This window comes from Nibricoccus aquaticus, assembly GCF_002310495.1.
Taxonomy (GTDB): Bacteria; Verrucomicrobiota; Verrucomicrobiia; order Opitutales; family Opitutaceae; genus Nibricoccus; species Nibricoccus aquaticus.
This window is the reverse complement of sequence record NZ_CP023344.1, coordinates 3,041,542-3,056,864: the sequence shown is the minus strand read 5'-3', so window position 1 is coordinate 3,056,864 and position 15,323 is coordinate 3,041,542. Positions and strand designations below refer to the sequence as shown.

General features: G+C 65.3%; 11 protein-coding genes. 9 read left to right on the top strand and 2 right to left on the bottom strand.

Going from position 1 to position 15,323, the window contains the following annotated elements:
• Positions 1-84 precede the first annotated feature (84 nt).
• Positions 85-1,809: an exosortase/archaeosortase family protein gene (locus CMV30_RS12205; RefSeq protein ID WP_175414857.1), complete on the bottom strand. Its 1,725-nt coding sequence runs from the start codon at positions 1,807-1,809 to the stop codon at positions 85-87.
• A 269-nt stretch (positions 1,810-2,078) separates the two neighbouring features.
• A complete protein-coding gene (locus CMV30_RS19905; protein ID WP_096057745.1) occupies positions 2,079-2,357 on the bottom strand; it encodes a hypothetical protein in 279 nt (92 codons plus the stop codon).
• A 139-nt stretch (positions 2,358-2,496) separates the two neighbouring features.
• Between CMV30_RS19905 and CMV30_RS20770 the strand changes: the two genes are divergently transcribed.
• From CMV30_RS20770 to CMV30_RS12155, 9 genes are all read left to right on the top strand, one after another.
• Entirely contained in the window at positions 2,497-3,618 is a 1,122-nt protein-coding gene (locus tag CMV30_RS20770) for a glycosyltransferase family 4 protein (RefSeq protein WP_096056288.1), read from the top strand.
• A 142-nt stretch (positions 3,619-3,760) separates the two neighbouring features.
• Entirely contained in the window at positions 3,761-4,573 is an 813-nt protein-coding gene (locus tag CMV30_RS12190) for an ElyC/SanA/YdcF family protein (RefSeq protein ID WP_096056287.1), read from the top strand.
• 125 nt (positions 4,574-4,698) lie between these two features.
• Positions 4,699-5,337: a DUF47 domain-containing protein gene (locus CMV30_RS12185; RefSeq protein WP_096056286.1), complete on the top strand. Its 639-nt coding sequence runs from the start codon at positions 4,699-4,701 to the stop codon at positions 5,335-5,337.
• Positions 5,338-5,364: 27 nt separating this feature from the next.
• The gene (locus CMV30_RS12180; protein ID WP_096056285.1) at positions 5,365-6,426 is read left to right on the top strand and encodes an inorganic phosphate transporter; all 1,062 of its coding nucleotides are present in this window, start codon (positions 5,365-5,367) and stop codon (positions 6,424-6,426) included.
• A gap of 159 nt (positions 6,427-6,585) precedes the next feature.
• Positions 6,586-8,028, top strand: coding sequence for a sigma-54-dependent transcriptional regulator (locus CMV30_RS12175; protein WP_096056284.1), 1,443 nt, complete (start codon positions 6,586-6,588; stop codon positions 8,026-8,028).
• 204 nt (positions 8,029-8,232) lie between these two features.
• On the top strand, positions 8,233-8,847 hold the full coding sequence (locus CMV30_RS12170; protein WP_096056283.1) for a hypothetical protein: 615 nt from the start codon (positions 8,233-8,235) through the stop codon (positions 8,845-8,847).
• Positions 8,848-8,971: 124 nt separating this feature from the next.
• Positions 8,972-10,933, top strand: a complete 1,962-nt coding sequence (locus CMV30_RS12165) for a hypothetical protein (RefSeq protein ID WP_096056282.1) — start codon at positions 8,972-8,974, stop codon at positions 10,931-10,933.
• Positions 10,934-11,028: 95 nt separating this feature from the next.
• Positions 11,029-12,462 (top strand): sensor histidine kinase, encoded by a 1,434-nt coding sequence (locus tag CMV30_RS12160; protein WP_138223276.1) that lies wholly within the window; start codon positions 11,029-11,031, stop codon positions 12,460-12,462.
• A gap of 255 nt (positions 12,463-12,717) precedes the next feature.
• A complete protein-coding gene (locus CMV30_RS12155) occupies positions 12,718-15,297 on the top strand; it encodes a cellulase family glycosylhydrolase (RefSeq protein ID WP_096056280.1) in 2,580 nt (859 codons plus the stop codon).
• Positions 15,298-15,323: the final 26 nt, after the last annotated feature.

The following is a 15,323-nucleotide window of genomic DNA, read 5'->3' as shown; positions in this document are numbered from 1 at the left end:
CCGTCTCCCCACCTCCCTCTCCGGCAATCCTGTAAATCCTCTTAATCCTGTCCAAATTCCGACTCCTCGACTCCCAACCCTCTCTCACCTCGTTCTCGCCTCACCCCAAACTCGCCCCGCCACCTCCTCGATCCGCGCCCAAGCCGCCGCTTCGCCATCCGTCGATAGCGTCTGCGCCACCACATACGCCCAGCGATCCGCCCGCCCGTTCCGCAACCGGTCCATCGCCCCGCGCCAAAGCATCCCGCGATGCGTCGCCACCACTGCATCGCTCCCAGCAAACCAATAGACAAAAAACGCCGGCACCACCGTCCGCGTCCCATCCGCCGCCACCGCCTCCCGCTCGATCCTGAGCAGCGTCACCTCAATTTTTTCGCCCGCGACCTCACCACCAGCCCCGCCGCGCACCGCTCCGCCCGCCAGCCGCAACTCCCGCCGCTCGCTCCCGCGAATCGTCCACCCCTGTCCCACGAGACATAGCTCCGGCCGGTGAATCGATGTCCGGTCCTTTCCGCTGAGCACGATCGAAAAGAAAACCTGCTCCTGCGCCCGCCCCAACCGCGCATAAGTCTTCCGCGAGTATCCAGTATCCGGAGGCAACATCTCCCGCTCCACCGCCGTCACCGCCTCCGCCCGCCCGCCCCAGCGTCCTTCCACGAAGTCCGGCAACTCCACCGGATTCACGCCCGACGCCTCCACCTTCACCCCCGCCAAACTCCGCACCGGCAACCGGTCGATCCGCACCGTCATCCACACCACACCCACCGCCACGGCCACAACTCCGCCCGCAACCCACCACCCGCCTTTGCTTTTCCCCTGGAAGGACGACCTCCGTGTCGTCCGTTCCTTTCCAGCCACAACGATCCCCTCCGCCTCCGCCCGTTCCCCCTTCCCCCTTCCCCCTTCACTCTTCTCCACGCCCCGCTTCATCCAACTCACCAGCCCCAGCAACAACCCCAGCACCACCGCAAACACCACAAACCCCGACCACGCATGCAGCGTCTCGCCCGCCTCATGCCCCCGCCACTCGCCCACGATCACCACCATCAACACCCGCGCCAGATTCCCCAAAAACACCCCCGGCAGACTCGCCCCCACCACGACCGCCCGCGCCCACACGGATCGAAAATTCAAATACGCCACCAGCAACGCCAGCGCCACGATCGCCATCAGCGACCGTATCCCCGAACACGCCGCCGCCACGTCGTACTGATACCGCCCGTCCGGCGCGAACAACTGCGTCCCGTTCCTCACCACGTCCACGCCCACCGCATTCGCGATCTGGTAAACGCTCTCCGTCACCCCGAGCCGCAGATAAAACCCCACGCCGAGCGCATCCAAAAATCCCGCCGGCACCGCCAGCAGCAAAAACCCCAGAGGAAATACCGCCGCCTTCGCCCACCGCCGCCCGCCCGCCAGCGCCAGCACACCCCACGCAAAAATCAGCAGCCCCACAATCGACACCCGCGTCTGCTGCACCGCGTACCCCGCCAGATGCAGCCCGAGCCCCCCACACATCGCCCCCAAAGCCCACCCATCCACTCCCACCTTCGCCCCCTTCGCTTCTTCGCGAGACGCCTCCCGCACATTCCGCCAAAACAACCACGCCGCCACGATCACCACGAGCGGCGCATGCTCCAGCTCCGACGCCGCATCGAACCATTGCGTCCCCCACCACACGAACAACGACCGCGTATCGATATACCCCCGCGTCGCATTCCCGAAAAAGTGAAACACCGCCGCCCCCACAAGCACACAAACCACCACCGGCCACCAGCCGTTCAGCGATTTCTTCAAAGGATTACTCATGCGCGGGAAAACCCGCTCACCCTGCGCACACCCCTCCCCGCGACAATCCCCGAATCCCTCCATCATTCTCGTTCTCGTACTCCTACTCGTTCTCCCTTCGCCCGCCCGATCCTCCGCCTCGTAGCCGCGTCATTTAGGACGCGAAAAAACCTCCGCACACCACAGAGCCCTCCGCCTCCTCCCTTCGTCATTCGACCTTCGACCTTCGCATTTCTCCGGTCACTGGTCATTGGTCACTCCGCTCATCGCTGCTCCGCAGCGATGAGCGGTCACGCATTCAAAAACTCCCGCACCAGCCCCAGCCACTCCTCCTCCACCGTCACCTCCGGCTTATTCATCCCCAACTGGTGATACCAATACCGCGCATTCCCCTCGTCGCCCTCCTTCCGGTGCAGATACGCATGCACCCGGTCCCCCGCCCGCCCCGCCGTCTGCTGCGCAATCTCATGCGCCTTCGCCCAGTCCCCGCGCGCATCATGCCAGAGCGCCTGCAACGCCCCGCCCAGCTTCTCGGGCGACGGCAACGCTTTGAATTCCTCCACAGTCATCATCGATTGAAACACCATTAAGTACTGCACTGTGCGCGCTTCACCCCGACAGTTCCGTGCAAATTTCATTCTTTTTTAAGACATCTCCCGTGGCGTCCACCGACCCTCTCCCCATTCTCGCTGTCACGCCGCGCGTCGAATGAAACTTGTCGTCCTAGCCCAGACCCCGCCGCCCGTGCATGGCCAGAGCCTCATGGTGCAAACCCTCGTGGACGGCCTGCCCGCCTACGGCATTGAGGTCCACCACGTGAACCTCGCCCTCTCCACCGACGCCGCCGACATAGGCCGCTTCCGCTGGGGAAAACTCTTCGCCCTCCTCGCCGCCTGCTTCCGCGTCTACCGCATCCGCCGCAAACTCGGCCGCACCGCCTTCTACTACGTCCCCGCCCCCGCCAAACGCGGCGCCCTCTACCGCGACTGGATCGCCATGATCCTCTGCCGCCCCCTCGAAGGCGCCCTCGTCCTCCACTGGCACGCCGTCGGCCTCGGCCGCTGGCTCGATGTCCACGCCAACTTCCTCGAACGCGCCATCACCCGCCTGCTCCTCGGCCGCGCCGACCTCTCCCTCGTCCTCGCCGACTCCCTCGCCACCGACCCCATCAACCTCGACGCGAAAAATACCCTCATCCTCCCCAACGGCATCCCCGACCCCGGCGAGCCGCCCCCGCGCGAACGCCGCAACCCCGCTGAGCCCTGCAAAATCCTCTACCTCGGCCTCTGCTCCGAAGAAAAAGGCCTCTTCGAACTCATCGACGCCGTCCTCCACGCCCACGCCCGCCAGCCCGGCAGCTTCCACCTCACCATCGCCGGCAGCTTCCCCTCCGAAGCGGAGGAAATAAAATTCCGCCAGCTCTCCGCCCCCCTCGGCACCGCCGTCCGCTACGTCGGCTTCAACGGCGAACACGCCAAAAATGTTCTCCTCCGCGAAGCCGATGTATTCTGTTTCCCCACACACTACCCGCACGAAGGCCAGCCCCTCGTCCTCATGGAAGCCCTCGCCCACGACCTCCCCATCGTGACGACCCGCTGGCGCGCCATCCCCTCGATGCTCCCCGCCGCCCACACCTGGATCGTCGAACCCGGCCGCCCCGCCCTCCTCGCCGCCGCCTTGCTCGAAGCCCGCTCCTCTCCCCGCCCCGCCGGAGCCTCCCGCCGCTTCTTCCTGGAAAACTACACGGCCGACATCCACCTCGCCTCCCTCGCCGCCGCCCTCCGCACCACCCAACGCGACCCCACCGCCCGCGCCGAAGGCCAGGAATAACCCTGTAGTATCTGAGCCTGCTCAGCGCCTCCGCCTTCGCGCCGGGAGCGCCCGCCGGCCGCTGGTCGGCCCTACTCGGTTTCATTGAGCGTTCAGCGTTAAACATTGAGCGTTGAGCGTTCGGCCCCCCACCGTTCGGCCCATGTTCTTCTGGCCGAAAAAAATCCTCACCCTCTTTTTTCTCCCCCTCCACTTCGCCCTCATGGCGGGCACCCTCGGCCTCATTTTCCTCCACCTCCGCCGCCGCGAAAAACTCGCCCGCCTCCTCCTCACCGCCGCCATCCTCGCCCTCGCCCTCTTCTCCAATAAAGGCGTCTCCCAGCTCCTCCTCGCCCCTCTCGAATCCCACTACCCCGCCATCCCCGAGCTCAACGCCGCCTCTCCATCCGCTTCCGAATCCTCCGCGCTCCCCCCCGACCTCGCCGCCTGCCGCTACATCCTCGTCCTCGGCGGTGGCCACGCTCGCAGCCCCACCCTCTCCCGCATCAACCAGCTCAGCACCGCCTCTCTCTCCCGCCTCACCGAGGCCATCCGCATCCTCCGCCACCTCCCGCCCGATTCCCGCCTCGTCGTCTCCGGCCACGACGGCGACGAAAACATCTCCCACGCCCAGGTCATCGCCGAAGCCGCCATCTCCCTCGGCGTCCCCGCCGACCGCATTGTCCGCTTCGACCAAACCCGCGACACCCACGACGAAGCCCTCGCCCTCCGCGCCCTCGCCGGCGACGCGCCCTCCGCCCTCGTCACCTCCGCCTGGCACATGCCCCGCGCCATGAAACTCTGCCAAGCCACCGGCTTGCGCCCCATCGCCTGCCCCGCCGACTTCATGCTCAAACCTGAACCGCGCACCGGCTGGGAATTTTTCAACTTCGAGATCGGCTCCCTCGAACGCAGCACCAAAGCCATCCACGAATACCTCGGCCTCCTCTGGTCCACCCTCCGCGGCCAGACCTGACGCCCCGACACCCACCTCGCTCGCCCCCCTCCGAATGGAGCGACGACCTCCGTGTCGTCCATTCCGACTCTTCCCGGAATTTTCGTTTCACAAACGTTACGAAGCCCGTTAGCCACACCGGCTTCATGATCTCGCTCCAGAAACTCTTCGGCAAAGACCAGAAGTTCTACGACCTCCTCGAAGCCAGCGCCGAGGAAGCACTCACCAGCACCAAGCTCCTCGCCAACTACCTCCAGCGGATCGAGTCCTACCGCAGCGCCGGCGACCTCGACGACTTCATCCAAAGCCGTCGCAAAGACAAAAAAATCACCAGCCTCATCACCGAGGAACTCTGCAAAACCTTCGTCACCCCCCTCGAACGCGAGGACATCGAGGCCCTCTCCAACACTCTCTACCGCATCCCCAAGACCGTCGAGAAACTCGTCGAACGCATCTCCATCTATCCCGGCAAACTCCCCCGCGAAGCCTTCGTCCGCCAGGCCGAACTCCTCGGCAAAGCCGCCGAAGCCGTCGTCTTCATGGTCAAACAACTCCGCAAGGGCGCCCAGATGGAGCAGATCGGCGAAGCCAACACCCGTCTCCAGTTCGCCGAGGGCGAGGCCGACAAACAACTCCTCCTCGCCATCAAGGATCTCTACAACGGCCCCTACGACGCCAAGGAAACCGTCATCCTCCAGGACCTCCTCGAAATGATGGAGAAGTCCATCGACCGCTGCCGCGACGCCGGTAACGTCGTCTTCCAGATCGTCCTCAAATACTCGTAAGAGAGCCGTCCCTGTCCGCCTTCCCCGATGACGCTCCTCCTGCTCGTCCTCTTCGCCGCCTTGGTGTTTGAATACATCAACGGCTTCCACGACACCGCCAACTCCATCGCCACCGTCGTCTCGACCAAAGTCCTGACGCCCCGCCAGGCGATCATGCTGGCCACCTTCTTCAACTTGATCGGCGCCCTCGCCGGCACCGCCGTCGCCAAAACCATCGGCGGCGGCCTGATCGACACCAGCTTCGTCACCATCCCCGCCGTCCTTTGCGCTCTCTCGGGAGCCATCGTCTGGAATATTTTCACCTGGTGGCTCGGCCTTCCCTCCAGCTCAAGCCACGCCCTCATCGGCGGCCTCTGCGGCTCCGCTCTCGCCGCCGCTCACGGCAACTGGGGTGTGCTCAAATGGTCGTACATCGACGCCAAAGGCGCTTCCGCCGGCCTCTGGCCCAAAGTCGTCATGCCCATGATCCTGTCACCGCTCGCCGGCTTCATCATCGGCGCGCTGATCATGTACATCCTCTACGCCGCCCTGCGCAAAGCCACCCCGCGCTTCGTCAACAAAACCTTCGGCAAACTCCAGCTCGTCTCCGCCGCCTGGATGGGTTTCAGCCACGGCAGCAACGACGCGCAAAAAACCATGGGCATCATCGCCCTCGCCCTCTTCACCGGTACCAAAGCAGGCACACTCGACAACCTCCCCGAGTGGCTCTCCTTCCTGCGCACACCCACCTTCGATATTCACCTCTGGGTCGTGATCCTCTGCGCCCTCACCATGGCCGCCGGCACCGCCGCCGGCGGCTGGCGCATCATCAAGACGATGGGCCATAAAATGGTGAAACTTCAGCCCGTCCACGGCTTCGCCGCCGAGACCACCGCCGCCGCCATCATCGGCGTCGCCTCCCACATCGGTATCCCTCTTTCCACGACGCACGTCATCTCCACCTCCATCATGGGCGTAGGTGCCACCAAACGCTTCAGCGCCGTTAAATGGGGCATCGTCGGCCGCATGGTCTGGGCCTGGATTCTCACCATCCCCATCTGCGGCTTCATCGGCTATAGCCTGATGCGTCTCGCCCACTTCGCCGACTAGTAGCCACGAGCGCCAGCGAGTGGTCCTGCACCGCCTCGCCCTCCTTTTCCGACATAGGTCCTATCGATCCCATAAGACCTATCGGACCTATTTCTTTTCACCCCCAGCCTCGCATTTGCTTCGACCGCGCTCGCCTCCATCTGCCAGAAAACGCTCGCGATGCCCGACGCCCCCGCCCTCCCCCCCGGCTGCGAAATCCTCCTCCTCGAAGACGACCCCGTCCTCCGCAAACGCCTCGCCGCCCATCTCGCCACCCTCGGCGCCGAGATCTCCACCGCCTCCTCCCTCGCCGAAGCCCGCCGCCTCCTCGCCGACCTCCGCTTCGACTTCGCACTCCTCGACCTCCACCTCCCCGACGGCGAAAGCATCGAACTCCTCCGCGAAAAAGCCTTCTCCGAAAACACCGGCGTCGTCGTCATGACCGCCTTCGGCGGCGTCAAAAAAGCCGTCGAAGCCATGCGCCTCGGCGCAGGCGCCTACCTCGCCAAACCCTTCGAAGCCGAAGAACTCCCCCTCGCCTTCCTCCGCTGCCGCGCCCTCCGTCAGTCCGAACGCCGCGACCAGTACCGCGCTGGCCCCACCACCGCCAGCGGCGACACGAGCGAACTTTTTTTCGGCCACAGCCTCGCGCCCATCACCGCCCAGCTCGACCGGATCCTCGCCACCGAACGCCGCCTCGAAAAAAATCTCCCGCCCATCCTCATCGAGGGCGAAACCGGCACCGGCAAAAGCGCCCTCGCCCGCTGGATTCATCAACGCGGCCCCCGCGCCGCGCGGCCGTTCATAGCCATCAACTGCGCTGCGCTTCCCGATACTCTCGTCGAATCCGAACTCTTCGGCCACGAACGCGGCGCCTTCACCGACGCCAAGACCGCCCGCCTCGGCCTCTTCGAAGCCGCCGACGGCGGCACCCTCTTCCTCGACGAAATCAGCGCCCTCACTCCCGCCACGCAGGCCAAAGTTCTCACCGCTGTCGAAGAAGGCCGGATACGCCGCCTCGGTTCCAACAAAGAAACCGCGATCGATACCCGCCTCCTCGCCGCCAGCAACCGCCCGCTCGCTGACTTGGTCGAAGCGAAACTCTTCCGCGAAGATCTCTACCACCGCCTCAACCTCCTCCACCTCGCGCTCCCCCCTCTCCGCGAACGCGGTTCGGATCTCCTCGCGCTCGCCCGCCATCTCCTCAAGCGCCTCGCCACCCGCCACCGCCGTCCCGCGCTCACCCTCACGCCCGACGCCGAAGCCCGCCTCCTCGCCCAACCGTGGCGCGGCAACATCCGCGAACTCGCCCACGAACTCGAACGCGCCGTCATCTTCACCCCGTCTGACACCCTCGACTTCTCCCACCTCGCCGCCGCGTCCTCCTCTTCATCCACCGCCACGAGCTGGCGCAACCCCGCCTGGCGCCTCCCCGAATCCGGCTTCACCCTCGACGCCGTGACCGATGCCCTCATCGCCGAGTCCCTCCGAGAAACCAACGGCAACGTCTCCGCCGCCGCCCGCCGCCTCGGCGTCACCCGCGAATTCCTCCGCTATCGCCTCGCCGGCGAAAAACCCGCCAGCGCCGCCACGCCTCCCGCTGGTGACCAGCCCCCAGCCTGACGCACCCGCTCCCCGTCCCCCGTGGTTGCAGCCAACCAACTCTTCCCGGTGTCTCGTCGCCCGATAAAACACCCCACAATTTTATCCAGCCGCTCCCCAGCACGTTAACTAATTCGCGCTCCCGCTGGCACAATCCGCGCAATACTCCCCGTGCCCGCTTCGGCACTACACCCCGTCAGTCAACACCCCGCACCCCCTTTCCCCATGATCACCACCCACCGTTCGCTCCGCCTCCTCATCGCCGCTGGTTCGCTCCTGCTCGCCGGCTCTTTGTCCGCGCAGATGGACCCCGGCTTCCTCGGCAAACGCCATGTCGGCGCCGGCCTCTTCCTCGAAAACGTCCATGATGCCGACATCGGCTCCGGCACCGGCTTTATCGGCACCGCCAATCTCCCCATCTCCGCCAACCTCGACGTCAACGGCTTCGCCTCTTACGAGCGCTTCAGCGATTTCAGCATCCGCGACCAGCGCCTCGGCGCCACTCTCGTCGCATACAAGGAGCTCGAATACTTCAAGCCCTTCATCGAAGCCGGCGTCGCCGGCACCTGGCAGGAATCCACCTTCGGCGGTCGCACCTACAAGAGCCATGACGGCCTCTACATCGCCGGACTCGGCGTCGAGGCAGCCGTCGGCCGCATGACCGCCCTCGTCCTCAAGGCCGACTACAACAAATACTTCGACAGCGATAACGGCCATTACTGGACCTACACCGCCGGCCTCAACACCTGGTTCAACGAGAAGATCGGCGGCTACATCTCCGTCGCCTTCAACGAAAGCGAAACCACCGTGTACACCTTCGGCGCCGTCTATCGCTACTAAGCTCCCCGTCTTCGTTTTCCGCCCGCCCCGCCTGGCCGCCCGGAGCCCCTCTCCGGCCAGCCTCTCCGCGCCCGCATATCAAGCCCTCCACGACGCCACCGTCTTCCAGCCGCCCCTTAGTCCCATGAATGCCACGCCTCTCCCCGCCGCCCGCTCCTCCCGGCCCCGCCTCGCTCTCGTCGCGCTCACCCTCGCCGCACTCGCCAGCGCGACCCTCGCCCGCGCCGACCGCTTCATCGTCCCCACCGATAGCTCATCCTCCAGCTCCCCGTCTCCCGCCCCCTCCTCGCCATCCTCTGGCTCATCCGGCAGCTCCTCTTCCGGCGGTGGCTCTTATTCCGGCGGCTCGTCCTCATCCGGCAACTACGACTCCGGCGGTGGCGGTCGCTTCATCACGCCCATCCCGGGCGGCTCCTACAGCTCACCCGGCGGCAATAGTGGTGGCGGCGGTTTCACCGGAGGCGGCAGCGGCGGCTACTACGGCGGCCACCGCGGCGGTTATTATTACGACCCTTTCTGGGGCGGCTGCTATTACTGGGGCGGCAATTACTACTACTGGGGCGGCCACTTCTACTCCTCCTTCCACAACCGCTACTCGATCTACCGCGATCCGTCCTACTACGACTACCGCTCCGTTCCTTCCGCGAACACCCAGTCGCCCATCTTCTTCCCGCCCTCGCCACCACCGCTCGGCGCTCCCGTCCCCCCACGGCCTCCCGCGCAGACGTCCATCACCGCGCCCAAGGATCTCGCCTCCTACCTCTACGAACCTTTCTACGCACCCCTGAGCACGCGCATCACCCAGGCCGATCTCACCAAAAAACTCCTCCAGCGCCTCGACGCTTTCCGCACCACGCGCAGCCGTCTCCAAACCGAACTCCTCGCCCGCCTCGACGAACTCAAAGACGTCGATCCCGCGACTCGCACCAGCGAACTCAACCTCCTCGCCTCCCGCCAGGCCGGCGACCTCTCCCGCCTCGAAGCCGAGGCCGATGACCTCCGCGGCGACCTCCTCCACGGTGGCCTCGTCGGCCTTTTCTCCGGCAGCGGCGACTGGAACGAGCGCCGCCGCTGGCGTCTCGGCGAGGGCACTCTCGCCCTCCCGCGCGAACAGCTCGTCTCCATCGAATTCCGCGTCATCCGCGCCGCCGCGTTTTACCAGGAAGGCCTTTCCCCTCAACAGCGCCGCCTCCTCCGCGAAGTGGAAATGGAACTACAAGTCGCCGCTTTCAAACCCAAGGACGCCGCCCCCGCCAACCCCGACGAAACCCTCCTCTTCTTCTCCCCCGAGACTTCCCGCCTCGTCCTCCCGCCCGATCTCCCGCCTGACCTGTCCTTGAAAATCGAAACCTACGAGAAGGACAAATCCGCCCTCAAATCCGAACTCCGCGACGCCATCTACACGCTCGACCGCGTTCACGCCTCGAAACGCGCCGACGCCCTCCGCACCCTCGCCAGCGAACAGTCCCCCCGCTTCGACACCCTCGAAGCCCTCGCCGACGAAATCCGCGCCGGCTTCGCCCTCCTCCCCAATCCCCCCGGCCCGCCCACCCCGCCCGCGTTTCCCGCCGCCCTCAGCACGCGGATCACCGCCTACCAGACGGAAAAGACCGCCCTCCAGAAAATCCTTCAGGCCAGCCTCGATGAGGTCCGCAAAGCCAACGGCGTGGACTCCTTCAAACTCGTCAAAAAAGACGCCCCGTCCGTCGGCCCCGCCACCTTCCGCTTCGAAGTCCCAAAATCCGAAAACTCCGATGCCGTGATCGCCGCCGCCCGCAAAGCCATCGAGACCTTCAACCGCGACCACGAAAAACGCCTCGCCGATCTCGGCAAAGAACGCGAAGCCATCCGCGTCGAGGTCGCCCGCTTCGCCACCGACTCCAAAGCCGCCTCCGGCAAATCCGTCGAAACCCTCCTCGCCGATTTCTACGCCCACCTCCAGCAGGGCGAACGCTGGCAGCACTACCGCTACTACCAGATCGCCACGCTCCAGCAGGGACTCTCCCCGCAACAACGTCGCCTCCTCTTCGAAGTCGCCCTCGAACGCCTCAACCTCTCCCTCCCCGCCGGCGAATACCCTCCCTAATCCGCCGCGCCTCCGCTCCGATGGAGGCGCGCCGCCCTCGTCGCGCGTTCCCTACCTTCACAGCTCCAGTCTGGCATCTTCCCCTTCCTTCGCCGATGATCTCACCCGTCATCGGCGAATCGTTTTTGTCTCCCACCCACCCCGTGGCCTCCGCCCCACTTACATCACGCCCCGCTACCGCCCTCCCCCGCGCGCGTCTCCTGCTGCTCACGGCCGCCACCGGCGCGCTCCTCATCGCCATATTGACCTTCATGGTCCTGCGCTTCGCCGGCGACCTGCGCGGCGAGATCCGCCAGAAACTCATCGAGCGCGACGCCACCGTCCTCCACCCGTTCGCCGCCCAGCAACTCCTCGAAAGCGAAGCCGCCAACTCCACCCTGCTCCCCGGCTCCGTCGCCGCCCTCACCGCCGTCCTCAAAAGCGCCCGCCAGCCCGGCATGTTGGCCGTCGCCGTCTTCGACGAAGAGGGCCGCACCCTGCAAACCGTCCCGTCCTCGATGCCTTTCGTCGAACTCCCGTGGGAGGATTTCTCGGTGCTCCTCAGCGGCGATACCATCAGCCGCTACCACCCGGCTTTCCCCCTCGACGAACACTTCACCGGCCTCGCCCCCGGCACACGCGCCCCCGTACTTGAAGTCCTGTTACCGCTCAACGGCGGCGGCATCGGTCTGCTCGCCGGCTTCGCCCGTTACTACATCGACGCCCGCCCGCTCACCGCCGAGCTCGCCATCATCGACCAGCGCGTCAACCGCCAGGCCGCCGCCACCCTCTCCATCGGCAGCGGCCTCATCATCCTCGTCCTCACCGGCGCCCACCTCGGCCTGCGCCGCGCCCAGCGCACCATCGCCGAGCGCAACGAGCGCCTCATGCGGACCAACTTCGAGCTCACCCTCTCCGCCAAAGCCTCCGCCCTCGGCCAGATCACCAGCCACCTCATCCACGGCCTCCAGGGCCCCGTCGCCGGCCTGCGCGCCGTCGTCGCCGACCGCGAAGGCGAAGCCTGGAAACACGCCGCCGCCTACACCACGCAGCTCCAGGCGCTCATCCAGGAAGCTGTCGAACTCCTCGGCGAGGAACGCTCCCAGGCCGTGTACGAACTCACCGGTCGCGAGATCGCCGATACGATCCAGCGGCGCAACCGCGCCGCCGCTCTCGAAAAAGGCGTCGAACTCGCCGTCAGCGAAAAATTCTCCCACGCGCTCGACAACCACCGCAGCAGTCTCCTCTGCCTCATCGCCGCCAACCTCATCCAAAACGCCATCGCCGCTACTCCGCGCGGCCGCCGCATCGATGTCTCCCTCATCAAGGGCGAAGGCCTTCTCACTCTCGCCGTCGCCGATCAAGGCCCCGGCATTCCGCCAGAAATTCAGACGCGTCTCTTCGAACCCGGCCGCTCGACCCGCCCCGGCGGCACCGGACTCGGCCTCGCCATTTCCCACCTCCTCGCCCGCCAGCTCGGCGGCGAACTCGCCCTCGCGCACAGCAGCCCCAACGGCGCGACCTTCCAGCTGCGTCTGCCACTGGCTTGATCGAGTGGTGACGCCCTCTCGGGGCGTTGATCAGCACTGCACCTATTTGCGCCCGACCCTCTTGCGATGCCACTCAGCGCGCCCGAACGAAATCCGTCGCCTCGAACGCCTCACTCGCATCGATGGATCTTTCATAAAAATCCCCCGCCAGCTCTTCGCCTGATTTCCTCAACTCACGGGCAAGGGAACTCATAGTCCTCGGCCGGGCGGCGCGATAGAATCAACCTCGCCGCACCGCCCGGCCGGCTACCCCACATGCTTCCCGTCTCGTCACGTTTCCTCACGGCGCTTTGCCACACCCGCGTTCCTTTCGTTTTCTTCGCGCTGCTCCTGACAAGTTTCGCGCAGACGTTTAACCACGAGCTCAACCCCGGCGCCAACTGGGCCGCCGGCATGCCCAATCCAGTCATCACACTCGACTCCAACGGCGCGCCTTCGCCGGCGATGTCCACCGTCTCGTCCTATCTCCACGGCAGCTGGCACACCGCTTATGGCCGTACTGTGACGTTTACCGCCACACTTCCGAGCGCCGCCAAGATCGGCCTGATAGCGCGCGGGGTGTCTTCCTCCGGGACAAAAACCGTCGTGCTCAAGGAAGCCGGTGTCGAACTTGCCCGCCATACGTTCACCGTCGCGGAAACCTGGGAGGTGCTCGTCACCGCCGGAACCCACACGTTCACGTTCGAAAACGTCGGCGAAGACTGGGTCGATATCTCCACCTACTACCTGCGCGACTCCGGCGGCGTGCAGCCGCCCGGCTCGGTCACCGCAACCGTCACTGCCTTTTCCTGGCTCACCTCTTCCGTGCCCGCCTACGCCAAGGCCGAAGCAGCGATCACGCTCTCGCGCACCTACACCAATCCCTACGATCCCGACATCGTGTCCGTCGACGCCCTCGTCACCGGCCCGGGCGGCATCACCTACACACTGCCGGCCTTCTGGTACGAACCGGTCACTTGGGAGACGCGCACGCTCGGCACCTACGCCAATTTCACCGCTCCCAGCGCCGGCTCGTGGCGCATCCGCCTCACTCCCGAAGCCGCCGGTGCCTGGTCCGTCGCTATCCGGATAACCGATACACTCGGCCAGACCACGTCTGCCGCGCAGCCGCTTCAAGTCACCGCGGCGACCGCGACCGGTTTCGTCGCTCTCGACGCGACCGATCGGCAGGGTTTTCGCTTCGACAACGGCGATCCGTTCATACCGCTCGGCTTCAACCTCTGCTGGAATGACGGCTCCCTCGGTACGTTTTTCTCCCACTACTTCGGCAAGATGGCCGCCAACGGCTGCAACTGGACCCGCGTCTGGATGACGCCCTTTGCCCGCCAGTCTATCGAGTGGAGCGCCGATCACTGGTTCGGTCCCTATGCAGGCCTCGGCCGCTACGCGCAGGAACCGGCCGCGCTCATGGACTTCGTTATCGACCAAGCCACCACCTCCGGCGTGTACCTCCAGATGGTTCTGGAACACCACGGACTCTACTCGACGACCACAAACCCCATGTGGAGCGAGAATCCCTACAACACCGCCAAAGGCGGCACGCTCGCCTCGCCCGCGCAGTTTTTCACCGATACCGGCGCCATCGCCCAGGCGAAGAAAAAATACCGCTACATCGTCGCCCGCTGGAGCTACTCGCCGCATGTGCTCGCGTGGGAGCTCTTCAACGAAGCCAACTTCACCAACGGCACCAACGCCGACGTCGCTAGCTGGCATCGCACGATGTCCACCTATCTCAAGTCTATCGACCCGTACGGACACCTCGTCACGACCAGCACCTCGCGCGCACAACTCGACCTACTCGACACGCACCCCGCCATCGACGTGCTCCAGGAACACACCTACGCCGATCCCATCGCCCAGGCCGTCGCCACACTCGACGACGATCTCCTCGCGCACTACGCGAAGCCCGTCGCCATCGGCGAGTACGGTTCCGGCACCTGGCCAAACGCGCCCTATGCTGGGCCGCACCCCGATACATGGGGCGACCACATCCGCCAGTGCAGCTGGATCGGCAGTCTGAAACGCGTGCCCAACATGTTTTGGTTCTGGGACGACTACCTCCAACGCTACGATCTATTCTCCGCTTATCAGCCGCTCGCCCGCTTCTGGTCCGGCGAAGACCCACGCCACCTCACGAACTCCACGCCCGCGCTCGCCATCAATGGCGTTACTACCACCACACTACGCGGCTACGCTCTGCAAAATCCCACCAGCGCCTACGCCTACGTCCTCGACCGCAGCTTCGGCGAATGGGCTGCGAGTCCACCAGCCGTGACCGGTGCCACGCTCACGCTCAACGGACTCACCGCGGGCAACTGGCAGATTTATTTCTTCAATCCGCAAACCGGCGCGCAACAAACCGGCCCGTTGCTCACAGCCACGACAGGAACTGAGCTGACGATTTCCCTGCCCGCCTTCACCAAAGATCTCGCGTTGAAACTCCGCCCGACCGCCTCACGCGAAACCTACGCGCAATGGCGAGGCCGCTTGTTCCACCCGGCGGAGATCGTCTCCGGCCTCGCTGAAAAATCCTCCGTCCTCGGCGGAGGCACCGAAAATAATCTGCTGAAATACGCTCTCGGTCACCAAAGCCCCGCGACACCACTCGCGCCCGCGCAACATCCCGAGCTCCTGCCGGCCTCAGCGACCACGCGCGTCTTTCGCTTCCCAACACCGGCGACCGGCGTGACCTATCGCGTGCAAACCTCGACCGACCTGATCACGTGGACGACGGTTCAAACATTGTCGGAGCCGACCGATCTCACGACTAATGTCACGCTCACCGTTCCCCTCAACGCCCCACGCTTCTTCGCCCGCCTCGAAGTGGCGGATTGAGACGAGTCACCGCGCTCCGTGCCGCC

Excerpts from the sequence above, each read along its gene's own strand:
- CMV30_RS12205 (WP_175414857.1), bottom strand. The coding sequence starts at position 1,809 with ATGAGTAATCCTTTGAAGAAATCGCTGAACGGCTGGTGGCCGGTGGTG.
- CMV30_RS19905 (WP_096057745.1), bottom strand. The coding sequence starts at position 2,357 with ATGACTGTGGAGGAATTCAAAGCGTTGCCGTCGCCCGAGAAGCTGGGC.
- CMV30_RS20770 (WP_096056288.1), top strand. The coding sequence starts at position 2,497 with ATGAAACTTGTCGTCCTAGCCCAGACCCCGCCGCCCGTGCATGGCCAG.
- CMV30_RS12190 (WP_096056287.1), top strand. The coding sequence starts at position 3,761 with ATGTTCTTCTGGCCGAAAAAAATCCTCACCCTCTTTTTTCTCCCCCTC.
- CMV30_RS12185 (WP_096056286.1), top strand. The coding sequence starts at position 4,699 with ATGATCTCGCTCCAGAAACTCTTCGGCAAAGACCAGAAGTTCTACGAC.
- CMV30_RS12180 (WP_096056285.1), top strand. The coding sequence starts at position 5,365 with ATGACGCTCCTCCTGCTCGTCCTCTTCGCCGCCTTGGTGTTTGAATAC.
- CMV30_RS12175 (WP_096056284.1), top strand. The coding sequence starts at position 6,586 with ATGCCCGACGCCCCCGCCCTCCCCCCCGGCTGCGAAATCCTCCTCCTC.
- CMV30_RS12170 (WP_096056283.1), top strand. The coding sequence starts at position 8,233 with ATGATCACCACCCACCGTTCGCTCCGCCTCCTCATCGCCGCTGGTTCG.
- CMV30_RS12165 (WP_096056282.1), top strand. The coding sequence starts at position 8,972 with ATGAATGCCACGCCTCTCCCCGCCGCCCGCTCCTCCCGGCCCCGCCTC.
- CMV30_RS12160 (WP_138223276.1), top strand. The coding sequence starts at position 11,029 with ATGATCTCACCCGTCATCGGCGAATCGTTTTTGTCTCCCACCCACCCC.
- CMV30_RS12155 (WP_096056280.1), top strand. The coding sequence starts at position 12,718 with ATGCTTCCCGTCTCGTCACGTTTCCTCACGGCGCTTTGCCACACCCGC.